This is a genomic window from Butyrivibrio sp., assembly GCF_015056685.1.
Lineage (GTDB): Bacteria > Bacillota > Clostridia > Lachnospirales > Lachnospiraceae > Butyrivibrio.
On record NZ_SVFW01000032.1, the window covers coordinates 24,455 to 47,279 of the forward strand.

The 22,825-nt window shown below is 40.3% G+C and carries 21 protein-coding genes; 18 read left to right on the forward strand and 3 right to left on the reverse strand.

Going from position 1 to position 22,825, the window contains the following annotated elements; translation table 11 throughout:
* Window positions 1–190: 190 nt before the first annotated feature.
* From E7303_RS11960 to E7303_RS12010, 11 genes are all read left to right on the forward strand, one after another.
* A complete protein-coding gene (locus tag E7303_RS11960) occupies window positions 191–1,030 on the forward strand; it encodes a gluconate 5-dehydrogenase (RefSeq protein WP_074886498.1) in 840 nt (279 codons plus the stop codon).
* Window positions 1,031–1,095: 65 nt separating this feature from the next.
* Window positions 1,096–2,061, forward strand: a complete 966-nt coding sequence (locus E7303_RS11965; protein ID WP_292145540.1) for a bifunctional 4-hydroxy-2-oxoglutarate aldolase/2-dehydro-3-deoxy-phosphogluconate aldolase — start codon at window positions 1,096–1,098, stop codon at window positions 2,059–2,061.
* Window positions 2,062–2,133: 72 nt separating this feature from the next.
* Window positions 2,134–3,159 (forward strand): sugar kinase, encoded by a 1,026-nt coding sequence (locus E7303_RS11970; protein ID WP_022775591.1) that lies wholly within the window; start codon window positions 2,134–2,136, stop codon window positions 3,157–3,159.
* A gap of 167 nt (window positions 3,160–3,326) precedes the next feature.
* The gene (locus E7303_RS11975) at window positions 3,327–4,484 is read left to right on the forward strand and encodes a GGDEF domain-containing protein (RefSeq protein WP_292145542.1); all 1,158 of its coding nucleotides are present in this window, start codon (window positions 3,327–3,329) and stop codon (window positions 4,482–4,484) included.
* Window positions 4,485–4,490: 6 nt separating this feature from the next.
* On the forward strand, window positions 4,491–5,762 hold the full coding sequence (locus tag E7303_RS11980) for an HD domain-containing phosphohydrolase (RefSeq protein WP_292145543.1): 1,272 nt from the start codon (window positions 4,491–4,493) through the stop codon (window positions 5,760–5,762).
* A gap of 164 nt (window positions 5,763–5,926) precedes the next feature.
* Entirely contained in the window at window positions 5,927–6,982 is a 1,056-nt protein-coding gene (locus E7303_RS11985) for a LacI family DNA-binding transcriptional regulator (RefSeq protein WP_292145544.1), read from the forward strand.
* A gap of 263 nt (window positions 6,983–7,245) precedes the next feature.
* Window positions 7,246–8,199 (forward strand): ABC transporter permease, encoded by a 954-nt coding sequence (locus E7303_RS11990; RefSeq protein ID WP_292145546.1) that lies wholly within the window; start codon window positions 7,246–7,248, stop codon window positions 8,197–8,199.
* A 19-nt stretch (window positions 8,200–8,218) separates the two neighbouring features.
* The gene (locus E7303_RS11995) at window positions 8,219–9,145 is read left to right on the forward strand and encodes a carbohydrate ABC transporter permease (protein WP_292145547.1); all 927 of its coding nucleotides are present in this window, start codon (window positions 8,219–8,221) and stop codon (window positions 9,143–9,145) included.
* A 159-nt stretch (window positions 9,146–9,304) separates the two neighbouring features.
* Entirely contained in the window at window positions 9,305–10,972 is a 1,668-nt protein-coding gene (locus E7303_RS12000; protein WP_292145548.1) for an ABC transporter substrate-binding protein, read from the forward strand.
* A gap of 203 nt (window positions 10,973–11,175) precedes the next feature.
* On the forward strand, window positions 11,176–13,044 hold the full coding sequence (locus tag E7303_RS12005) for a glycoside hydrolase family 35 protein (RefSeq protein ID WP_292145549.1): 1,869 nt from the start codon (window positions 11,176–11,178) through the stop codon (window positions 13,042–13,044).
* Window positions 13,045–13,069: 25 nt separating this feature from the next.
* Entirely contained in the window at window positions 13,070–15,214 is a 2,145-nt protein-coding gene (locus tag E7303_RS12010) for a glycoside hydrolase family 2 TIM barrel-domain containing protein (protein WP_292145550.1), read from the forward strand.
* A 65-nt stretch (window positions 15,215–15,279) separates the two neighbouring features.
* On the opposite strand, the gene truA is transcribed toward E7303_RS12010, so the two are convergent.
* Window positions 15,280–16,032 carry a tRNA pseudouridine(38-40) synthase TruA gene (gene truA / locus E7303_RS12015; RefSeq protein WP_292145551.1) on the reverse strand — a complete coding sequence of 251 codons (753 nt, stop codon included), beginning with the start codon at window positions 16,030–16,032 and terminating at the stop codon, window positions 15,280–15,282.
* A 121-nt stretch (window positions 16,033–16,153) separates the two neighbouring features.
* Between truA and E7303_RS12020 the strand changes: the two genes are divergently transcribed.
* The 6 genes from E7303_RS12020 to dinD all read left to right on the forward strand — a co-directional run bounded on the left by E7303_RS12020 (window position 16,154) and on the right by dinD (window position 20,576).
* Entirely contained in the window at window positions 16,154–16,675 is a 522-nt protein-coding gene (locus tag E7303_RS12020) for a QueT transporter family protein (protein ID WP_292145553.1), read from the forward strand.
* A gap of 86 nt (window positions 16,676–16,761) precedes the next feature.
* Complete coding sequence (locus E7303_RS12025; RefSeq protein WP_022775573.1) at window positions 16,762–17,151, forward strand: hypothetical protein; 390 nt, start codon at window positions 16,762–16,764, stop codon at window positions 17,149–17,151.
* Between the two features lie 60 nt (window positions 17,152–17,211).
* Window positions 17,212–18,597 carry a 23S rRNA (uracil(1939)-C(5))-methyltransferase RlmD gene (gene rlmD / locus E7303_RS12030; protein WP_292145555.1) on the forward strand — a complete coding sequence of 462 codons (1,386 nt, stop codon included), beginning with the start codon at window positions 17,212–17,214 and terminating at the stop codon, window positions 18,595–18,597.
* Window positions 18,598–18,984: 387 nt separating this feature from the next.
* Window positions 18,985–19,203, forward strand: a complete 219-nt coding sequence (locus E7303_RS12035; protein ID WP_292145557.1) for a hypothetical protein — start codon at window positions 18,985–18,987, stop codon at window positions 19,201–19,203.
* 80 nt (window positions 19,204–19,283) lie between these two features.
* On the forward strand, window positions 19,284–19,583 hold the full coding sequence (locus E7303_RS12040) for a resolvase (protein ID WP_292145558.1): 300 nt from the start codon (window positions 19,284–19,286) through the stop codon (window positions 19,581–19,583).
* A gap of 126 nt (window positions 19,584–19,709) precedes the next feature.
* Window positions 19,710–20,576, forward strand: a complete 867-nt coding sequence (gene dinD / locus E7303_RS12045; RefSeq protein ID WP_292145560.1) for a DNA damage-inducible protein D — start codon at window positions 19,710–19,712, stop codon at window positions 20,574–20,576.
* 130 nt (window positions 20,577–20,706) lie between these two features.
* Here the strand turns inward: dinD and E7303_RS12050 are convergent, their stop codons facing one another.
* Both E7303_RS12050 and E7303_RS12055 read right to left on the reverse strand, forming a co-directional pair.
* On the reverse strand, window positions 20,707–20,973 hold the full coding sequence (locus E7303_RS12050; protein ID WP_292145562.1) for a hypothetical protein: 267 nt from the start codon (window positions 20,971–20,973) through the stop codon (window positions 20,707–20,709).
* Between the two features lie 71 nt (window positions 20,974–21,044).
* Window positions 21,045–22,550 (reverse strand): serine hydrolase domain-containing protein, encoded by a 1,506-nt coding sequence (locus tag E7303_RS12055; protein WP_292145563.1) that lies wholly within the window; start codon window positions 22,548–22,550, stop codon window positions 21,045–21,047.
* Between the two features lie 128 nt (window positions 22,551–22,678).
* Here E7303_RS12055 and E7303_RS12060 point away from each other — a divergent pair, with 128 nt between their 5' ends.
* Window positions 22,679–22,810: a hypothetical protein gene (locus E7303_RS12060; protein WP_292145564.1), complete on the forward strand. Its 132-nt coding sequence runs from the start codon at window positions 22,679–22,681 to the stop codon at window positions 22,808–22,810.
* Window positions 22,811–22,825: the final 15 nt, after the last annotated feature.

The window sequence follows — 22,825 nt, forward strand, 5'->3', positions numbered from 1 at the left end:
ATGTGGAACACAGGCATACACATTCATCTGGGGAATGGTCGGAGAGAATCAGGACTTCGATGACATGGATGATTGTGAGATGACATCATTGATGTAAATTTGAGAGTTTTGCGGTTATATCTTTAGATGGCTGCGATAAAAAATTGAACGTAAATAATTAACAATAGCTTAATAATAGGAGGGTATTAAAATGCAGGATTTTTTAAAGAACTTTTCACTTGAAGGTAAGATTGCCTGGGTTACAGGTGCTTCTTATGGACTTGGACTTGCTTATGCAGTAGCTTTTGCAGAGAGCGGAGCAAGAGTAGTATTCAACGATATCAATCAGGAACTTGTTGACAAGGGAATGGCTGAGTACAAAAAGCTTGGAATCGATGCTTTCGGAGCTGTTTGTGACGTAACAAAAGAAGATCAGGTTCAGAAATTCGTTGCTGATGTTGAAAAGAACGTAGGAACAATTGATATTCTTGTTAACAATGCAGGTATCATCAAGAGAATTCCTATGATAGATATGACAGTAGATCAGTGGCAGCAGGTTATCGATGTTGACCTTACAGGTCCTTTCATCTGCTCAAAGGCTGTACTTCCAGCTATGATCAAGAAAGGAAGCGGAAAGATCATCAACGCTTGCTCAATGATGTCTGAGTTTGGTCGTGAGACAGTATCTGCTTATGCAGCAGCTAAGGGCGGACTTAAGATGCTCACAAGAAATATCTGCTCAGAGTATGGTCAGTTCAATATCCAGTGTAACGCTATTGGACCTGGTTACATTGCAACTCCTCAGACAGCACCTCTTCGTGAGAAACAGCCTGATGGATCAATGCATCCATTTGACAGATTCATCCGTTCAAAGACACCTGCTCAGAGATGGGGCAAGACAGAAGACCTTATGGGACTTGCTGTATTCCTTGCATCACCTGCTTCTGACTTTATCAATGGTCAGGTTGTATATATTGATGGTGGTATTTCAGCATACATCGGACAGGATCCAAGTAACCTCGATCCTTCAAAGTTCCAGGATGTTGATTAAAATTGGATCAAAATCAATCATGTTTTAATAGGTTAACAATTTTTTTATTATAGAAAGGCAATAAAATGGATAAGATTTGTGAAGAACTTTACAGAATTGGTATTGTACCAGTAATCGCTATCGACGATGCAAAGGATGCTGAGCCTCTTGCAGAAGCTCTTATAAAGGGAGGACTTCCTGCTGCTGAGGTTACATTCCGTACAGCAGCTGCTGAGGAAGCTATCAGGATCATCTCTCAGAAATTCCCTGAGATGATTGTTGGTGCAGGCACAGTACTTAATGCTGAGCAGGCTGACAGAGCAAAGGCTGCAGGAGCTAAGTTTATTGTAAGCCCTGGATTTAACAGATCAAACATTGAGTACATTCAGTCAATCGGAGTACCTGTTGTTCCCGGAACAGCAACACCTGGCGAAGTTGAGCAGGCTATCGAACTTGGTCTTGATTGTGTTAAGTTCTTCCCTGCTGAGCAGAACGGTGGAATTGCAAAGATCAAAGCTATGGCAGCACCTTACACAAAGATGCACTTCATGCCTACTGGCGGTATAAACAAGAACAACCTTAACGATTACCTCAGCTTCAACAAAGTATTCTGCTGCGGTGGTAGCTGGATGGTTAAGAAGGACCTCATTTCTGCAGGTAAGTTTGATGAGATCGAAGCTATGACAAGAGACGCTGTAAATGCTATGCTTGGTTTCAAGCTTAAGCACATCGGAATCAACCAGGATAGCGCTGAGGCTGCTGAGGCTGTTGCAGATAAGTTTGATGCTCTCTTTGGTCTTACAAAGAAAGTTGGCAATTCTTCTGTATTTGCTGGATCAGCTGTAGAAGTTATGAAGTCTAAGGGCCGTGGAACATGCGGACACATTGCTATTGGATGCAATAACATCGACAGAGCTGTATATCATCTTTCTAAGCAGGGTGTTAAGTTTGATGAGTCTTCATTCTCATATGATGCAGACAATCATCTTAAGGTTGCTTATCTTGCTGATGATTTCGGCGGATTTGCTGTTCACCTTGGCAAGAATGAGTAATTTTGTTACTAAAACATTTAACACATATATCTAATCTACACTTTAGTGCAGTAATGAAAGGAATTAATTATTATGTCAAAGAAAGTTGTTACATTTGGTGAGATCATGCTTCGTCTTCAGCCTGATAACTATTTAAGATTCGTTCAGGTTGATCATCTTGAGGCTACATTTGGTGGCGGAGAGGCAAACGTTTCTGTTTCTCTTGCAAACTACGGACTTGATTCAGTTTACGTTACAAAGCTTCCTAAGCACGAAATTGGACAGGCTGCAGTTAACTCACTTAGAAAATATGGCGTAGATACATCTAAGATCACAAGAGGTGGCGACAGAGTAGGTATCTACTACAACGAGAAAGGTGCTTCACAGAGAGGCTCAAAGTGCATCTATGATAGAGCACATTCAGCAATCGCTGAGGCTGTTCCTGCAGACTTCAATTGGGATGAGATCTTCGAGGGTGCTGAGTGGTTCCACTTCACAGGAATTACTCCAGCTGTAAGTGATTCACTTGCTGAGATCACTCTTGAGGCTGCTAAGAAGGCTAAAGAGCATGGACTTACAGTTTCATGTGACCTTAACTACAGAGGTAAGCTCTGGAGCAAGGAAAAAGCCGGAAAGGTTATGGGCGAGATCTGTAAGTATGTTGACGTTTGTATCGCAAACGAAGAGGATGCTGCTGATGTATTCGGAATCGCTGCTTCTTCTACAGACGTTACAACAGGTAAGCTCAACAGAGAGGGCTACATCGAAGTTGCTCAGAAGCTCACAGATAGATTTGGATTCAAGAAAGTTGCTATTACACTTCGTGAGTCAATCTCAGCTAATGATAACAACTGGAGCGCAATGCTTTACACAGATGGACAGGCTTATTTCTCAAAGAAATATGCTCTTCGTATCGTTGACCGTGTTGGTGGCGGTGATTCATTCGGTGGCGGACTTATCTACAGCTGCGTAAATGAGTTCGATCCTCAGGCAACAATCGAATTCGCTGTAGCTGCTTCAGCTCTTAAGCACACAATCGAAGGTGACTTCAACCTTGTAACTGTTGACGAAGTTAACAAGCTTGCAGGTGGAGACGGATCAGGTCGTATCCAGAGATAATCTTTGATATTTTAAGACCTACCCGGAAAAAGAAATATCTTTTCCTGGGTAGGTTTTTTTATTGAAATAAAGTTGCAGAATAGCATAAAAATTCTATAAATTATCACAAAGTTTTGGACCCTATTTAGTATAATGGGAGCGTAATATAGGTAGTAGTTTAGGCAAAAATGGGCATTTTATTGGCTATTTCAGGTTGGATCATTTTAAATTTTTATACAGCACTGTTATTGATTCTTGTTCTCATTTTCCAGGGTAAGACAATTAATACAAAATCAGCTGAGCATTTTGTTCAGCTTGTTGTGATGACTTTTATTCTTGTCGCAGCTGAAACTGTTGGTCATATTGGAGAGCTTTATCCCGAGAACTATTCGATCGGGATGAAGATTGGATATTATATTATCTATGCCCTTGATCCTGCAGATTATCTTTTTACCATACTATATATAAACTGTTGGCTGGATGAAACGAAAGCAAAGTTTCAAAAAGAAGTCACTCTTGTTTACAGGATATTTATGGGTCTGAATTTTGTTTTGGTTACTATTTCAGTACTTTTTAATCTTGACTGGTTCTACTATTTTGATGGCATGAACTATGTAAGAGGACCTTACTTCCTGGTTAGGGGAGCTTTTGTGCTACTTCTCTGTGTTTTAGTATCTGTGTATGTGCTGATCAACTATAATGCAATATATACAGGCTATGTTAAGCCGATTTTGGCATTTCCTTTGATCGCCATGTTTGGAGCTTTCCTGCAGATATTCTTTACAGATATGAATATGACTTATGCCTCAATAACTATAGGTATTCTCATAGTCTTTTTCTATCTTCAGACTAAAAATCTTGATATTGATTACCTTACCGGTGCACTTAATAGAAGGGGTATCGATATCGTTATGGAGAACAGAATTAAGAATTCACTGTCTACAGGACATCAGTTTTCTGCTATAATGATGGATTTAGATAGGTTTAAAGAAATTAATGATACATATGGTCATAATGAGGGGGATTATGCACTGAAAATCGTTTCAGCTATCCTGTACAAAGTTTTTTCTGACGATGCAGCCATCGGAAGGTTTGGTGGAGATGAATTTTGCGTAATAAGTAATATTTCGTCTCAGGATGAGCTGGAGGAGAGAATTGAACTGATTGATGATGAGATGGAGCTTTGGAATTATAAGAGCGAGAAACCATACAAGCTTGAGATAAGTATGGGAAGTATGATATATAATCCTGCTAACTCCATGTCTGTTAAGCAGTTCCAGATAGCGATTGACGAACTCATGTATATACAAAAGAGACAACACCATTTGGCTGATAATAGAAGGTGATGGGGAATGAAATTAAGTAAAACTACAAAACTGGTGACTGTTTTTTTGTCGCTATTCGTTATTCTTGTGGTGGCTTATTATACGCTTGAAATAGTGGCGAGGAATTATGTTTCTTCTGCTTATGACGAAACTGTCAGTCTTACAGGGGCGAGGCTGTCAGATGAGTTTTATTCCAGCGTGAGCAGAGCTGCTACATGGAAAAGCGTAAGTGGCTATTCTTCACAGTTTGATTTTGAAATTTATAATACCGGAAAGAGTAATCTTTCCAACTGGATAGTAAAAATAGATCTGCCTTCTGATGCAACCCTTGAGAATTATTGGGGTTCCGAAGCGGTATATGATTCCGAGAGACAATGTGTTCTTTTGAGACCAACTTATTACAATAATGTTATATATTCCGGTGAGAATATTGCTTTTGGAATAATTGTTAATTCAGACGAGGTCTTTACTCCTACAGAGATAAACATTAAGGGATATAAGATATCCTCTGAAATGACGGATATCGCTAAAAAGGTGATACTTATCCTTCTGATGGTCTGGTTCATTGCATTTGTAGGTCTTTTAGTTACAAGAGTTAATGTCAGAAACTACAAAGAACGACAGCGCAACGATGTGAAGATCATACTCCAGTCAATGAATACTTTCATCAACTTCATTGATGCCAAGGACCCATATACACGAGGCCACTCCAGACGAGTTGCCATGTATGCGGCAGAGATTGCCAAGAGAATGGGACTTTCTGAGGATGAGATACAAAACATATATTACGCAGGACTGCTTCATGATGCAGGTAAAATAAGCGTTCCTGATGCTGTTTTGAATAAACCCGGTAAGCTTTCAGACGAAGAGCGAAAGCTTATACAAAACCACACTGTAGCGGGCGGAAAAATGCTGCTTCAGCTTTCATCTCTTCGAGGAGTCAGAGAGACAGCTCTTTATCATCATGAGAGATATGACGGAACAGGATATCCTGATGGACTTAAGGGAGACATTATCCCTCTGTATGCAAGAATAGTTGGTGTGGCAGATTCCTATGATGCTATGTCCAGTAACCGTGTTTACAGAAGGCACTTGAACAAGGATGAGATCATCGAGGAAATCCAAAAGGGATCCGGAACCCAATTTGATCCATCTATTGTGAAGTACATGGTGGATATGATCAATGACGGCTATGTCAATGTTGTTAAGATGGAGACCGCGGAAGCTGATGAAAATCACGAGCGATTCCATTTGACAGAAGACGATATACCGGGTGTATATATGGGGTTTCAGCAATAACGAAAAAGTAATAATTTATCAAGAAACTGTTGTTATATCTAGTGAAGGATATAATAGCAGTTTTCTTTTGCATTGAATTCATTTACCATATTGACAATAAAAAGCATATTTCGTAATATTAAATTTGAAATCGGTTTCAGACAGTCCCCAAGACGGAGTTTCTTATGGAAAAAGAAAAGCTGAATACCGCAAAAACCATAACAATCTATGATATTGCAGAGGAGGCAGGAGTATCTGCGTCCACTGTTTCTCGTGTGCTCAATGGAAGCGCATCTGTCCGCAAGGAAAAGAAAGAACGAATCCAAAAGATAATTGAAAAATATAATTTTAAGCCAAATGCCCTGGCAAAGGGATTGTCAGACACAGCTACTAAGAATATAGGTATAATAGCTGCTGATGTGCGAAATCCTTATTATTCAGCTCTTTTTGTGGCTTGCGAACTTGCTGCCGAAAAGGCCGGATACAGCGTAGTTCTCTCTAACAGCCTTGGAGAAAATGAAAGAGAAAGAGCTCAGCTTGATATCATGATGCAGCAGAGGGTTGATGCTATCATACAGATGGGCGGAAGAGTAGATGACCTTATTACGGATGATTCTTACGCCGAGAAGGTGAGAGGAATCTGCGAAAAGACTCCGGTTATCGTCACCGGAAAGCTTGATAAAGCGCCTGTCCACAGCGTGGTCATTGATGAATCAAGTGCTATGGATATACTTATGGAGCATCTTTTTGAACTGGGTCACGAAAAAATCGCTCTTGTTGGCGGTGAGATGAAAGTTGCATCTACATACAACAAATATCAGAAGTACCAGGAAAATTTAAGAAAAAAAGGAATTAAAGAGCGAGGAGAGTATGTGGTAAACGGCACCTATGATCCTGAATCGGGATATGAATGCACAAATAAAGTGCTGGACCTTGAAGAGAGACCGACGGCGATCATCGCAATAAATGACTTTGCTGCCAGTGGAGCAGTAAGGGCAATCAAAGAGCATGGACTCAGGATTCCGGAAGATATATCCCTTGTGAGCTTTGATAACACTTATATTGCTGAGCTTACTATTCCAAAGCTTACAAGTATCGATTATGACTATGAGGGCTATGGAAGGGCTCTTATCGAGACAGCAGTGGCTGCAGCAGAGGGAAAAGATGTGGAAATGACACAGATGATAACCCCTAAGCTGGTGGTCAGAGAAAGTTCAGGGAAACTTGCTGGTGATGTATAAATGGTTTCAGGGTTTGTGAAATTATATACAATAATCATACGTGATTTGGCATTTTGAACAAAAAACAGGCGGAGTTGACATAATAACTCCGTTTTTTTGTTGCATATCGCCAAAAATGCAATCGGTTTCAAAAATCGCGTTGAAATAATATGGTAATTGTGTTTAAATAATATTATGAAATCGGTTGCACAAGGTAATAATGCACAATATGGGGGCTGTGCCGTGAAATATTGCAACTGAAAGAGTATTAGTAGGAGGATATTATGATAAAAAGAAACAAGACAACTTCTACAGGAGTCAGAAAACGTGGTCTTTTAGAGACATTATGGAGATACAGAGTCCTTGAACTTATGTGTTTACCGGCTGTAGTATTCTTCTTTATGTTCAGCTACATGCCTATGCCTGGTATTTGGGTTGCTTTTGTAAAGTACAACTATAGAAAAGGCATTTTTGGAAGTAAGTTTGTAGGACTTCAGAATTTTGAATTCCTTGCAGAATCAGGAAAGCTCTTTTCCCTGACAAGAAACACAGTTCTTTATAACCTGGCATTTATTATTCTTGGTAACCTGGTAGCGGTTCTTATAGCCATCCTGCTTAATGAGATCAGAGCCAAGATGTTTAAGAAGGTATCGCAGACACTTATGTTTTTACCTTACTTTATTTCCCAGGTTTTGGTAGGTCTTTTGGTATATTCCCTTTTGAACTACGATACAGGATTTGTTAACGAAATCCTTACAGCACTTGGTAAGGCAAAATGGCAGCCGTATTCAGATCCGACAGTTTGGCCATGGCTCATTGTTCTGATCCACTTGTGGCAGCAGACAGGTTACAACTCAGTTGTTTACTTTGCAGCTATCTGTGGTATTGATGCTGAGATAATCGAGGCTTCAAAGGTTGATGGTGCCAATGCTTTCCAGCGTATCAGATACATTATCCTTCCATCACTTCGTCCTACAATTGTTATTCTTCTTTTGTTTGCACTTGGTGGAATCGTTAGAGGTAACTTCGGACTGTTCTGGAATATTATAGGTTCTAACTCAGTTCTTTATGAGACAACAGATATTATTGAGACTTTCGTTTATAGAGCTACAATGTCAGATTTCAATTTCTCAACTGCTTCAGCGGTTGGTTTCTACCAGTCAATAGTTGGCTTTGTTATCGTTATGCTTGCTAACTTTGCGGTTAAGAAGATAGATCCTGACTACTCTTTATTCTAAGAAAAGGAGAAATTGAGAAATGGCAAAAAGTAAAGATATGGAGTTTGAAGTAGGAAACTCCAAGATTAAACTTGGAAAATCGGATTACGTTGTAAGAGGCCTTGGATATGTACTTGTTACTCTTTATGCAATTGCCTGCGTATTCCCATTCCTTATTATCATCGGAACCTCTTTTACAAGTGAATCATATATCAGAACTCATGGAGTTCAGCTCATTCCAAGAGATTTTACCCTGAAAGCTTATGAGATGGTTATTGGAAGCGGTAATATCTGGAAGTCATATGGTCTTACAATCTTGATGACACTTATTGGAACAGTTTGCGGACTTTTGATCATTGCGATGACAGGCTACGCCCTTCAGAGAAAAGACTTCCCACTTAGAAATGCAATCTCTTTCTATATTTACTTTACAAGTCTTTTCAGCGCAGGACTTGCACCTTACTACCTGCTTATGACACAGACGTATAAGCTCCTTGACAGCTACCTTGCAGTTTTGCTTCCGCTTATGATGTCACCATGGCTCATCATTCTTATGAAGAACTTCATCAAGCAGATTCCTCATGAGATCACAGAGTCAGGAAAAATAGATGGTGCAGGAGATATGACAGTATTTGTTTATCTTATCCTTCCTATGATCAAGCCTGCACTTGCAACAATAGGTCTTTTCCTTGCACTTGGTTATTGGAATGAGTGGTATCAGTCATCTCTTTTCCTTACAGCCAAGGTAACAGTTAAGCCTCTTCAGTACACACTTTATGAGATCGTTAATAAGCTTGATGCGCTCCGTAACTCAGTTGCAGGACAGTATGTAACACTTACAGATATTCCTGAGCAGAGTGTAAAGATGGCTAACGCAGTACTTGCAACAGGTCCGATCGTACTTCTTTACCCATTCGTCCAGAAGTACTTCATCGGCGGAATAACAGTAGGAGCAGTAAAAGGCTGAGCTGTGAGAACTTGGCGAGGCCCTTCCGAGCCTAGTTCGAACGTGTTAAACCGAACTGCGTGAGGTTTAACTTCCTTAGCAGTCAAGGTATTAATCTAAATGAAATCCGCTTTGCGGATTCAGATACATATTTTCTTATCATCAAGAAGGAGGAAAGAAATGAAGAAAAAGTTATTAGCAACATTACTTAGCGTAAGCATGGTAATGGGAATTGCTGCTTGTGGCTCATCTACAGCAGAGAGCACAACAACTGGTAGTGACACAACTGCTACACAGGCAGAGTCAACAACAAGCACAGAGAGCACAGATTCATCTGCAAGCGCAGACGCTGCTGCAATCGACACATCTGAACACGTTGTAATCAATTATATGACAACTGGTGATCCGCCAGAGGCAGGAAGTGAGAAGGAAGCTAACCTTAACGAGATGCTTGATAAGCTCAATGCTATCCTTACAGAAAAGGTTAATGCAGAACTTCAGATTTACTATATTCCTTGGACAGATTATCTTTCAAACTACAACCTTACACTTGCTCGTATGGATGGAAGTGTAGACCTTGTAGGTACAGCATCTGACTGGCTTGATGCTTGGCCAAATGCTAAGAATGGTGCTTTCCTTGAGCTCTCAGAGGATATGCTTAAGACATATGCACCTCAGACATGGGCAAGCGTTCCTGCAGATCACTGGGAACTTTGCAAATACAATGGTGAGATCTATCTTATCCCTGAAGACAATTATGCACAGTGGACAAACCACGGCTGGATCTATCGTCTTGACTGGGCTAAGGAAGCTGGACTTGCAAATGGTGTTCATAGCTGGGAAGATATGACAACATATGTTAAGTGGTGCAAAGAGAACAAGACAGATCTTAAGTATGTTTGGGATTCAGACGGAACACAGTATTCACAGATGGCTAACGGTTGGATTGCATCTCATACAAACTTCGTACCAATTGATGGTATCTGCTCAGGTGCTCTTTGGGGCGGTACAAAGGATGACCTTTATACAATTACTGTTCCTGCTATGACAGAGACAGAGTCACTTGTTGAGTATGCTAAGCTCATGAAGGAATGGGCTGAAGCAGGTATATGGCCAACAGACGTACTTAACAACACATCAGGAAGTAACCGTGATGAGTTCCGTGTAGGCGATGTTGCTGTAGAACAGCACCACACACAGACATGGACAGATCTTTGCTCAGCTACTCCTGCAAACACAATTTTCCAGGATGATCCGGAAGCTGAAGTAGGATTCTTCTATTGGGGCGAAGAGACTCAGAACGTTGTAGCTCTTTCAATTACACACGGTGCTATGGCTGTTTCTGCAGGAAGTGCAAACCCAGAGCGTGCTCTTATGGTTTATGACCTTCTTAGAAACGATCCTGAGTGCTACAAGCTCTTCTGCTATGGTATTGAAGGAAAGTCATGGGAACTTGATTCTAACGGACTTCGTACAACACCAGCTTCATACAACTCTGAGACAGAGAACATTAACGGTATGACAAACTACTGGTGGGGCAGAAACGACGACCTTGAGATCAAGGACGCTACAAGAAACTGGGATGCTATTGATAAGCTCTATGCTGAATATGACAAGATCAAGATTGACTATCCATATGGTCAGTTCGTTCCTGAAGTAGACAGCATCCAGGGTAAGATTGATAACTGTAACGAGCAGTATACAAACTACATGAAGCAGATTTCCTACGGCCTTTACAACGGAAGTGCTGAGGATATCGTAGCTGAGATGCAGGCAGCTCTTAAGACAGCAGGTGTTGATGACGTTACAGCAGAGCTTCAGGCTCAGTTCGATGCTCTTTACAAGTAATAACTTGTTAAGCTAAGAACATCCTATAAGCAATTTACAAGGGAATACTGTTAATTAGACAGTATTCCCTTTTTGCTTTAAATAAACATTTTTTATGATATAATAAACGCTCTGATTTTTGTGCTTTTATCTTTATATATTTATATTTTGGGTGAAAATGTGGATATATAAGGATAAAAACAAGCTTTATAGGAGATTATATTATGGGAAAATTTGAGATCAAAGATACGTTTATGCTTAACGGAGAACCATTTAAGGTTATATCCGGTTCTTTTCACTATTTCAGAACTGTTCCTGAATACTGGAGAGACAGACTTGAAAAATTAAAGGCTCTTGGCTGCAACACGGTCGAAACATATATTCCCTGGAACCTCACAGAACCTAAAAAAGGCCAGTTCAATTTTGAAGGTTTCTGTGATGTAGAAAAATTTATCCAGACTGCCACAGAACTTGGCCTTTATATTATAATAAGGCCTTCACCATATATCTGTGCAGAGTGGGAATTTGGCGGCCTTCCTGCTTGGCTGTTAAAAGACAGGAATATGCGCCTTAGAGTAAGGTACAAGCCATTCCTCGATGCTGTAGAAGATTATTATAAAGTTCTTTTACCAAAGATCACTAAGTACCAGATTGATAATGGCGGAAATATTATTCTCATGCAGATTGAGAATGAATATGGATATTACGCAAATGATCATGAGTACATGAAGTTCATGTCTGATCTCATGAAAAAATATGGTGTTACTGTGCCTCTTATCACATCTGACGGACCATACCATGAGAGCTACCGCGGTGGCTACGCTGAGGGTGCTCATCCTACAGGTAACTTTGGCTCTAAGACGGAAGAGAGATTTGATGTCATAAAAGACTATGCAAATGGCGGACCACTTATGTGTGCTGAGTTCTGGGTTGGTTGGTTTGATCACTGGGGCAACGGCGGCCATATGAAGGGCAATCTTGTTCAGAGTACAGAGGACCTCGATAAGATGCTTGAGCTTGGAAATGTCAGCATCTATATGTTTGAGGGCGGCACAAACTTTGGATTCATGAATGGCTCTAATTATTACAACGAGCTCACACCTGATGTTACAAGCTATGATTATGACGGAATCCTTACAGAGGATGGTCAGATCACAGAGAAATATAAGAAATATAAAGAAGTTATTTCAAAGTATGTTGATGTTCCAAAAGTTGAGTTTTCTATGGATATTAAGAGAAAAGCTTACGGAAAGCTTGAGTGTAAGGAAAAGGTAAGTCTTTTCTCTGTGGTTGATGATCTTAGCACACCTGTACATCTTCCATACACTGTAAACATGGAGGAGCTTGACCAGAGCTACGGTTACATCCTTTACAGATCAAGACTTCACTCAGAAGCAGGAATTGCCAAGCTTAAATTGTGGGAAACAGCAGACAGGGCCAATGTTTTTGTGGATGAGAATCCTCTTATCACGCTCTATGATCACGAACTTGATGAAGAACATAACATTCCTATGGAGAAGTTCCTTGCCTGCAGTCAGCCTGCACAGATGCTTGCCGGAAAATTCATGATGGAAAGAGGTTTGACTCCTGAAACAGCAGCTGCTGCAATTGGAGAAGCAGGTCTTTCTACCGGAACTCTTACAGGACTTAATGAGAAATTCGATGTCCTTGTTGAGAATATGGGACGAGTAAACTTCGGACCTCGTATGGAGACTCAGCGCAAGGGCATAGGCAGATGTGTTCAGATCAACGGACATATCCACAATGATTGGGATATTTATACACTTCCTCTTGATAATGTTGAGAAAATCGATTTTAATAAGGAGTACAAAGAGGGAACACCGGCCTTTTACAGATTCACTTTTGACGTAAAAGAAAAAGGTGATACATTTTTGGACTTTGAAGGATGGGGAAAAGGTGTTATATTCTTAAATGGATTTAATCTTGGCAGGTTCTGGGAGATTGGACCGCAGAAGAGATTATATATCCCTGCACCACTGCTTAAAGACGGCGAAAACGAGATCATTGTCTTTGAGACAGATGGCAAGCATAAAGATACTATAGAATTAAAGGATGAGCCGGATATAGGCTGAGAGCAGAACTTCCTTGTGAGGAATTATGGATACTAAACTATTAACTCTAACAAACAATTGGAAATTTCACTACGGAGAGTGTGAAGATGCATGGTACAAGGGGTACGATGACAGTAGCTGGGAGGACGTAACTGTTCCTCACGATTTTTCTGTGACTTCACCCTTTTCCAAGGATTATTCAAGTGGAACGGGTTATCTTCGCGGTGGAATAGCCTGGTATAGGATCAGTATCCGTATTCCCGAGGAATACAGAGGAAAAAAGATCACTCTCGTATTCGATGGTATATATAAAAACAGCTATGTATGGGTCAACAGCTACTTTATGGGCAAAAGACCATACGGCTACTCTGAGATTGCCTATGACATTTCAGGTCAGGCAAGCTTTGGAGATGAGCTTACCCAGATCAGCGTCAAAGTTGTCCACACAGACATCGCTGATTCCAGATGGTTTACAGGAAGCGGTATAACACGTAAGGTTACCCTCATGATCTCTGAGCAGGTAGCTCCTGTTGTAGGTGGCGTTTTCTTTAAGTGTGACAGCGTTGAGAAGGACGGCAAAAAAACAGTTGCCAAGGTTTCTGTAAGAAATGAGATCTACTGCGGTGTGGCCGGCATTGGCAAGAAAAAGAAGACCAAAGTCATTTCACAGAGTACTCTTCTTGACAACGATGGAAAAATAGCCCTTGTAATGCAGGGAGAGCTTTCTGCATCAGAGGGTAAAACAGAAATTATAGATTTATCCGGTTCTTTTAAAAGCCCTAAGCTCTGGGCTCCGGATTCACCATATCTTTATACCTTAGAGACAAGGCTTTCAGTGGATGGAAAGAGCTATCTTGTTGATACCAGAAAAGTGGGAATCAGAACTTTTTCTTTTGACCCCAATAAGGGCTTCTCACTTAATGGAAAGAGCATGAAGTTCAAAGGTGTCTGCGTTCATCATGACGGAGGGTGCCTTGGAGCTGCCATGAAAAAAGAGGTCTGGAGAAGACGTCTTGAGCTCCTTAAAAAGTCGGGCTGCAACGCTATCAGATGTAGTCATAATCCTCATATGCCTGAGCTTTATGATCTCTGCGATGAGATTGGCTTTATGATGATGGATGAAGCATTCGATGAGTGGGAAAATCCCAAGAATAAATGGTCTACTGGTCATAACGTGTATCCGCCAAAGCATCAGGGATATTATGAAGATTTCCCGATGTGGCATGAGATCGACCTTCGCACTATGATAAGGAGAGACCGCAATCACCCTTCTGTAATACTTTACAGTATTGGTAATGAGATTGATTATCCCAATGACCCATATTGTCATCCTATGTTCTCTGAGATGACCGGTAACAATGATAACAACAAACCGGCAGCTGAGAGACAGTACGATGTAAATAAGCCTAACATGGAGAGACTTGCTGTCATAGCAAAAGAGCTTGTGTCCATAGTTAAAGATGAGGATTCTACAAGACCTGTGACTGTTGCAGCAGCATTCCCTGAGCTTTCAACAAGGATTGGATTTATTGATGAACTTGATGTGGTGGGATATAACTACAAAGAGCACTTGTATGAGGAGGATCACAAGCGTTTCCCTAAAAAGACCTTCATTGGAAGCGAGAATGGTCACAGCCCTGAAGCCTGGAAAGTGGTAAAGGACAATGACTATGTCTGTGGACAGTTCCTTTGGACAGGAATTGATTATTTAGGCGAGGCACAGGGATGGCCGGTGAGAGGTTCATCTGCCGGATTCATCACAACAGCAGGCTTTGCCAAGGAAGAGTTCTTTGAGAGAAGTAAGCTTTGGGGAGGCGTTGGCCTTACACAAAAGAAATCTGATGAAGTTACAGTGGAGCTTTGGAAGCCTGAGCTTTGCTGCGATATGAACCTTAAGTCAGAGTTTATTGAGAACCACAAAGAGATTGGATACATTTATCAGGTTATAGTAAAGGTTCCTGAAAATCTTCCTGAAAAAGATATTCTTGTACAGGTTACAGGAGCAGGAGAACTGGCAGGAATTGATAACGGTGATCTTTCAGATCTTACACCTTATACAGCCAATTACAGAAAGACTGTAGATGGAAAGCTTGTAATATATATCAAGAGAATGGCGACAGGAAAGATAAACGTGGCAGTTAGAGAAGTGATCGCTGAAAAGTCCAATGTTCTTGCAAAGATAAATATTTGATAATAGAAGGCGTGTGAAAAAATGATTTTTTCACACGCCTATTTTTTGCTGTAGATTAGGGAGAGTTAATAATCTACCTTCATCATGCAAAGTCCCTGAGGTGGTGCAGTGGGACCGGCTTTCTGGCGGTCGCAGGCTTCAAGGATTTCTTTTACTGAATCAACAGGGATGTTGCCGTATCCAACTTCTAAAAGAGTTCCTGTTAGGATACGTACCATGTTCTGGAGAAAGCCGTTTCCGTGGAAATATATGCGGATGTAATTGCCACTTTCTTCGATGTTTATGGTGTCTACACAGCGAACGGTTGATTTTTTCATTTTCTTATTGCCGCAAAAACTCTTGTAATCATGTGTACCGATGAGGAATTGCGCTGCAGCGCGCATTTTGTTGACGTCAGGCTTTTGGTTTAAGACAGTCACATACTTCCTGTCAAAAACAGGCTTTGAGATGCCATACCATACGGTGTAGCGGTAGGTTTTTCCGAGGGCATTGTATCTGGCATGGAATCTGTCAGAGCAGATTCTTACTTCATTTACGCTTATATCCTCGGGAAGATAAGTGTTCATATAGACCTGGATTTCTTCTTCAGTCATGTCAGTATCGAGGATCGCATTGGCTACTGTAGCTCTTGCGTGGACACCAGCATCAGTTCTTCCTGCGCCTATCACACTGACAGGCGAATCGTCAGGTGCGTTTGTCATCTTGGATAAAACAGTTTCGAGCTTCCCCTGTATAGTCATTTCTTTACCAGGCTGTTTTTCCCAACCATAGAATCGTGTTCCATCATAACTTATGATAAATTTGTAGTTTCTTTTCATAAAAAACCTCGTAAAATAGTGGTGGACAATAGCAAAAACTAATGCTATTATAGCATACGTTGCACTAAAAAATGTCAGTTCGAGACCTTCCTGACACAAAACAAAACTAAAGGAGAAATTTATGCGTAACACAAAGGTATTATTTATCACTCAGGCTGCAGTGATTGCAGCACTTTATGTCGTTTTGACATTACTTGCAAATGCACTGGGACTTGCTAATCAGGCTGTTCAGGTGCGTTTCTCAGAGGCACTTACTATTCTGCCTTATTTTACACCAGCAGCAATTCCTGGTCTTTTTCTTGGATGCATACTTAGTAATACACTTACAGGATGTATGTTTCTTGATACAGTATTTGGATCACTTGCTACATTGATTGGTGCGGTTCTTACATATTTGATCGCTAAAAAGGTTAAGAACCCTGTTGCTAAGTGGCTTTGCCCTATTCCACCAATCGTTGCCAATATGATCATTGTTCCACAGGTACTTATGCATGTATATGAAGCTCCCGGAACACTTCTTTTCTTTACACTAACAGTTGGTGCCGGAGAAATTATTTCCTGTTACGTTTTGGGAATGATTCTTCTTTTTGTTCTTGAGCCAAGAAAGAACGCGATCTTTCGCCAGAATGACGTAGTTGCATAATAGATTTGAAAGAAATTGCTTACTACGCTATAATTTATATTTGGAGCAGGAGTTTTCTGTTCAAATAGATATAATGTGAGGTTGTTATGTCATCAATAATCCAGAATAATCAGGTTTTTAATAATGAGATACCATTTTGCAGAGTTTATAGCATAGAGAGCAAAAAACAACTGGAAGAAAGATTTCTTGCTCACAGGATTTCCTATTTCATTGAGTGGCAGGATAAGTCTTTTTTACAGAGACTGTTCGACAGAAGCGGAAGCAAGATTGTCTGCACGTTTAAGATTAACAAAGGGGAGATAGCTCGTGCCAAGGCTCTTGCTCAGGGAATAGAGGGAATTAAGTTCAAGGACTATGGCGAGGAGAAAAACACCGAGCGCATTCGCAAGAGAAGCGATTCAGTTGTTAAAGAGAGCGATGGACTTGAGATGCCTGAACTGAAGTTTGAGACCAGTCAGGATGATTATGAAGAGTGAGATAGTTGAAAAGGGGATTAAGTAATCCCCTTTTCTTTTGCTTAAAAAGTAGGAGAAACTATGGCTGAGAAGAAATTTAGTGGAAGTAATAAAAAAACATTACCTGGAAAAGAAACTGGAAATAGAAAAAAAACGGTCTTAAAGAAAGATAATGAGATAAAAGAAAAAACATTAGCAAAAAGAAGCAGTCTGGATAGAAAAAGTGTACCGGCAAATGGCAGAATGGCCAAGGCATTAAGGCAAGGAAAAACGGATACGAGACGAAATGATGAAGTTCGTTCTGCAAGTCGTTGCCCGTATTTTAAGAAGTGCGGTGCCTGTCAGATGATCGACACTCCATATGATAAGCAGCTGAGACAGAAACATGCTCATGTAAAGGAACTTCTTGAGCCATATACTAAAGTTGCTTCTTTTGTTGGAATGGAAGAGCCTGAGCATTACAGATGCAAGGTTCATGCTGTTTTTACTCATGACAAAAAGGGTAATCCACTCTCAGGAATATATAGAGAGGGAACTCATGAGGTAGTGCCTATTGATTCATGTCTTTTGGAAGATCAGAAGGCAGACGCTATCATAGCAACTATCCGTGGAATGCTTAAATCTTTTAAGATCAAGACATATGATGAGGATAACGGATTTGGCCTTCTTCGCCATGTGCTTATCAGAATTGGTAAGAACACTGGCGAGATCATGGTTGTTCTGGTTACGGTTTCTCCTATTTTTCCTTCCAAGAATAACTTTGTAAAAGCTCTTAGAAAGGCTCATCCTGAGATCACAACAATTGTTCTTAATGTAAATGATAAGCAGACCAGCATGATCCTTGGTGATAAGGAAAAGCCAATGTATGGTCCCGGATTTATCTATGATATCTGCTGTGGAATGAAGTTTAAGATAAGTCCTAAATCTTTTTACCAGGTAAACCCTGTTCAGCAGGAAGTTTTGTATAATACAGCGATTGAAATGGCTGAACTTAAAGGTGATGAGGTGGCACTTGACTGTTACTGCGGTGTTGGAACAATTGGAATAATTGCAAGCCCTCATGTTAAAGAAGTCATTGGTGTTGAGCTCAACAAAGATGCTGTTAAGGATGCTAACCTTAATGCCAAGATAAACAATATAGATAATATTACTTTTTATAACAATGATGCCACTGTATTTATGCAGCAGATGGCAGCGTCAGGAGATAAGGTTGATGTAGTGTTTATGGATCCTCCAAGAGCAGGATCTACGCCGGAATTTATCGAGTCTCTTAAGATATTGTCTCCTAAGAAGGTTGTTTACATATCTTGCAGTCCTGATTCTCTTGCAAGGGATCTTGGTGTATTAAAAAAGAATGGCTTCAATGCTGAGAAGGCCATTCCGGTGGATATGTTCCCTTTTACAAGGTCGATAGAGACGGTTGTTCTTCTGTCCCAACAAAAGCCTGATGATCATATCGAGATATAAATAAATCTTGATGAGATTGATGCTACAAGTGCAGAGACAAAGGCCACATACAAGGAAATCGAAGAATGGGTGCATAAACACTATGGATTTCATGTGACAAATCTGAACATTGCTCAGGTGAAGCAGAAACATGGGATTATAGAAAGAGAGAATTACAATAAGCCAAAATCAGAAAACAGCAAGCAACCGGGATGCCCGGAAGAAAAGGTTAAAGCGATTGAAGGAGCTTTAAAACATTTTCAGATGATATAAATAAAAACTCGTGACTATCGGTATTTGGTGGTCACGAGTTTTTTTACGTACATTTTACCAATGTTGATAATAGATTTTACATGTATCTGCTAGCATTGCGCTAGGAGGTGCAGAGCATTTTTAAGATGCGTTGATTTGCTTGCAGGGTTGATTGAAAAGTATGCGGATGTAGTTCTGGGTAAGATTGAAAAAATCAGATGCGATTACATCGTGGCGAAGGAGGTGGTTGCTAATCTTATAGAAGTGACTCCGCGACCTGATGTCAAAAAAGTAATGAAGGCATTTGCAAAATTTACAAAGCATCGACATGACAACGGCACAAAATGTGATCAGTGTCAGGACAAAGCTGCCTGAGTGACAAAATGAAATTGACACCGCACCACTACGATTATATAATTGTGCCATGAGAAAATTGACACAGGAGGAGATGAGCAATGATCACAACACTTGAAGATGCTTTAAAAAGAATCGCAGAGCTTGAAGAAGAGAATGCCAAGCTAAAAGGAGAACTTGATTATTATAAGAGCAAAAAGTTTGCTGGAAGACAGAAGCATGATGAGCATTGGATGAGATCATACAACGACTTCGTGATTCAATATGAAGGTGGAATGACAATCATGGAGATTGTTGCCAAGGGTGCAATCAGTCGCCGGACAGCTTATAGGTACAAGGCGTACTACGAGGAACTGAAGAAGATGCAGGAAAAGGCTGTGGAGAATGAATTGCTAACTTGAGGTCAAAATTTTTGACCTTGAAAATGACGTAAATGTGATTGGCTGAAAATAAGAAAATGTTGATAAATACTGGCGTTGAATCATTTTACTGACGTCAGTAAAATGATTATTATGTGTAGGATGACTATGGAAAAGAGAACAATTGAAACTTACAAGAAAAAGTTTGATGACATTAGACATGAAACAGATGGCGTGGATTACTGGTATGCGAGAGAAATAATGGAATTACTTGAGTATGCTAAATGGCAGAACTTTGAGAAAATAGTTGCAAAAGCCAAAATATCATGTGAGAACAATGGAATTGAAGTAGATGACCATTTTGTTGAAGTCAGTAAAATGATAGAAATTGGCAAAGGTGGATGCCGCGAAGTTGGTGATTACATGCTTACCCGCTATGCATGCTATTTGATAGCTGAAAATGGTGACCCCAGAAAGGAGCAGATTGCATTCGCTCAGAGCTACTTTGCAGTTCAGACAAGGAAGCAGGAACTCATTGAGGAACGTATAGCTTATATGGAACGTGCTGAGGCACGTGAGAAGTTGAAAGAGTCGGAGAAGCGCCTTTCGCAGAATATCTATGAGCGTGGCGTTGATGATGTTGGATTTGGACGTATCAGATCTAAAGGAGACCAGGCTCTTTTTGGTGGCTATACTACAAGAGATATGAAGGAGAGACTTGGTGTTGGTGATAACAGACCGCTGGCTGATTTTTTACCCACACTCACTATAGCGGCAAAGAATCTTGCTACGGAGATGACAAACTACAATGTGGAACAGAAGGATTTATATGGAGAAGAATCTATAACAGTAGAGCATATAGACAATAATACTTCGGTAAGGAAAATGCTTGGGGAAAGAGGTATTAAACCTGAGAATCTTCCACCTTCTGAAGACATCAAGAAGCTTGAAAGGCGCGTAAAACGTGAAGATAAAAAGATAGCCGAACAGGCTGGAAAGCTTGACGATAAAAAGGATAAGGGTGGCACGGACTAATTGCATCGAATTTCTCTTTGGTTGGGACAAAGACTTTACAGATGAGAGAGTTGTCTTGCTTTCCAAGGATGAGATACCAGGTAAAAGGTAAAACAGCACCAATTAAGAGTAATATTGGAAAAAACTTCTCTTACGCCAGGGTTTCAAATGATGAAGTTTCCTGGTTTAGAAGCTGGGCATTTTTATTATAAGCGTATGCAGACTGTTTAAGCATGTAAGCTGTGTTAGATGACTTGATTGCATTTATTCTGCTATAGAGGGTTGATACCTGCTGTTCTAATGCAGCAGCGGCAGCCTGAGATGATAGGTTATTAGCTCTTGAAAGCTCATTGACTTTCGTGCTTAAGGACTGAAGCTGCATCTGGTATGTACTTATTCCCTGAATACTTGAAGACATAATAAAATCCTTTCCTTGCGTTTTACAAGGAAAGGATACTTGCCAAAACTAAATCCAACCTAAATAAATAATTAATTCTCCAATGTTCCATATAAATGACCGTCAAATTCTTTGAAGTAAGTCTCTTCAATTTTTCGCATGAATATCGTGATATCGTTATCTCCAAAGTAAAGCTCCATGCGGATGGAACCAACGCTTTCGCCAATCAGATGGAAACGGATATACAGCACGTTTTCACGAAGGAAAACGGCTCCAGCGGTGTATGGATTATCATACTTTGGGAATATGCCTTCTTCCATGTGCTCAAGACCAAAGTTTAGCTTAAAAGCACCTGATTTAAGTGCAGGGTCCTCTGTAAAAAATGTGATCGTGCTCTGCGCATTACCTGGGCAAATATCTAACTGCATTTTAGTAAAGCCTTGTTTATTTGGCAAAAGCGCATAGGTCTGATGCAGATCAGATGTTAATTTTTTTGTGCTGTACTTTGTATAGGAGTGATTAGATGCAAGTTTTGGCGGTGCAATGGAAAGAGTGTCTGCATAGCTTACAAGATCTTCGTAGTCCTCTGATGGGGCTTTTAAGCGACCGACAGGCTCTTTTTCATCAATCCCAGGTAAAAGAAACTGATAGATGCCATCATAAATAACCTGATTACCACCCTGAATTCCCTGTGTATCAGCGGTTGTGATCACCAAAAGATTCTTGTCAGGAATGCTTATTCCTAGCTGACCGCCCATTCCGTAGAGGACATAGCCGCCCTTTTCATTTTGCCAGATCTGCATGCCGTAGCCCTGGGATTCGCCTGGGATTGGAGCTGTCATGACGGTATCGCTGATATTGGATGTGGCAAGCTCTATCAGGTCAGAGGGCAAAAGAGTTCTTGTGACTCCATCATTACATTCTATAGTTCCCTTTTTATCGATAAGATACAGAATTTTCATAAAATCCATAGGAGTTGCCACGAGGCCGCTTCCGCCCATAGATACACCAAAAGGATCTTTTACCATGTATGAATCCTTACTAAAATCCATGTAGTTAAATACGTTTTCTTTCAGATAATCAAGCATTGGCATCTGGGTCATTTTTTCAACAAGTGCGGCTAAGACGTGGGCTGCAGAAGTATCGTAGTGAAAAACTGTTCCCGGTTTATGGGTTGGCTCTACTGTAAAAAAGCTCTCTACCCAGTCTGATTTCATGTCCACCTTATAGGTAGTTGAAGCGTGACAGGTCCTCATTTCGAGCATATTTCTTATGGTTGTGTCTTTTATCCACTGGCGAGTGGACTCATTTGTGTATTCAGGGAAATAGTCAGTTATAGAGTTGTCGATACCAACTAACCCCTTATCTATCAAAAGAAATACAGCAAGAGCGGTGATGCTCTTACTTATGGAAAACATGCGATGGAGAGTAGCTGCTTCATATGGGGCGTAATACTTTTCAAATATAAGCTTGTCATTTCGCATGATAAGTAGTGAATGCATTGGGATTTCTTTTTTATCTAGAAACTCCAGAAGATCTTTAATGGCAGAAGATGAAACATTAACATCTTCGGGATAGGCTCTGTTAAATGAAAACATATGATTCTCCTATGTTGTATAAGTAATGTTTTGAACATATACATATTATCACATCCATATTAAAGAATAGTAAGTAACAGATTGGCGCCACGTAAAGTAGATTTGAGATTATACATTTGGGGAATGAAATGACAAAAAAATATACTTTCTTGTCAATGGACGCAGCCGAGATCTATCCAAAGGTATGGGCACTTATGAATTTATGGTTTACTACACATATAAAGACTACTATTTTTGCAAGAACAGCAGACGAACTGTAAGTGTAGGCATAGTGA

Coding starts and splice junctions, on each gene's coding strand:
- E7303_RS11975 (WP_292145542.1), top strand. CDS start 3,327: ATGGGCATTTTATTGGCTATTTCAGGTTGGATCATTTTAAATTTTTAT.
- E7303_RS11980 (WP_292145543.1), top strand. CDS start 4,491: ATGAAATTAAGTAAAACTACAAAACTGGTGACTGTTTTTTTGTCGCTA.
- E7303_RS12050 (WP_292145562.1), bottom strand. CDS start 20,973: ATGTCTTCAAGTATTCAGGGAATAAGTACATACCAGATGCAGCTTCAG.
- E7303_RS12010 (WP_292145550.1), top strand. CDS start 13,070: ATGGATACTAAACTATTAACTCTAACAAACAATTGGAAATTTCACTAC.
- E7303_RS11985 (WP_292145544.1), top strand. CDS start 5,927: ATGGAAAAAGAAAAGCTGAATACCGCAAAAACCATAACAATCTATGAT.
- truA (WP_292145551.1), bottom strand. CDS start 16,032: ATGAAAAGAAACTACAAATTTATCATAAGTTATGATGGAACACGATTC.
- E7303_RS12040 (WP_292145558.1), top strand. CDS start 19,284: ATGATCACAACACTTGAAGATGCTTTAAAAAGAATCGCAGAGCTTGAA.
- E7303_RS12020 (WP_292145553.1), top strand. CDS start 16,154: ATGCGTAACACAAAGGTATTATTTATCACTCAGGCTGCAGTGATTGCA.
- E7303_RS11995 (WP_292145547.1), top strand. CDS start 8,219: ATGGCAAAAAGTAAAGATATGGAGTTTGAAGTAGGAAACTCCAAGATT.
- rlmD (WP_292145555.1), top strand. CDS start 17,212: ATGGCTGAGAAGAAATTTAGTGGAAGTAATAAAAAAACATTACCTGGA.
- E7303_RS12055 (WP_292145563.1), bottom strand. CDS start 22,550: ATGTTTTCATTTAACAGAGCCTATCCCGAAGATGTTAATGTTTCATCT.
- E7303_RS12000 (WP_292145548.1), top strand. CDS start 9,305: ATGAAGAAAAAGTTATTAGCAACATTACTTAGCGTAAGCATGGTAATG.
- E7303_RS11970 (WP_022775591.1), top strand. CDS start 2,134: ATGTCAAAGAAAGTTGTTACATTTGGTGAGATCATGCTTCGTCTTCAG.
- E7303_RS11960 (WP_074886498.1), top strand. CDS start 191: ATGCAGGATTTTTTAAAGAACTTTTCACTTGAAGGTAAGATTGCCTGG.
- E7303_RS12025 (WP_022775573.1), top strand. CDS start 16,762: ATGTCATCAATAATCCAGAATAATCAGGTTTTTAATAATGAGATACCA.
- E7303_RS12060 (WP_292145564.1), top strand. CDS start 22,679: ATGACAAAAAAATATACTTTCTTGTCAATGGACGCAGCCGAGATCTAT.
- E7303_RS11990 (WP_292145546.1), top strand. CDS start 7,246: ATGATAAAAAGAAACAAGACAACTTCTACAGGAGTCAGAAAACGTGGT.
- dinD (WP_292145560.1), top strand. CDS start 19,710: ATGGAAAAGAGAACAATTGAAACTTACAAGAAAAAGTTTGATGACATT.
- E7303_RS12005 (WP_292145549.1), top strand. CDS start 11,176: ATGGGAAAATTTGAGATCAAAGATACGTTTATGCTTAACGGAGAACCA.
- E7303_RS11965 (WP_292145540.1), top strand. CDS start 1,096: ATGGATAAGATTTGTGAAGAACTTTACAGAATTGGTATTGTACCAGTA.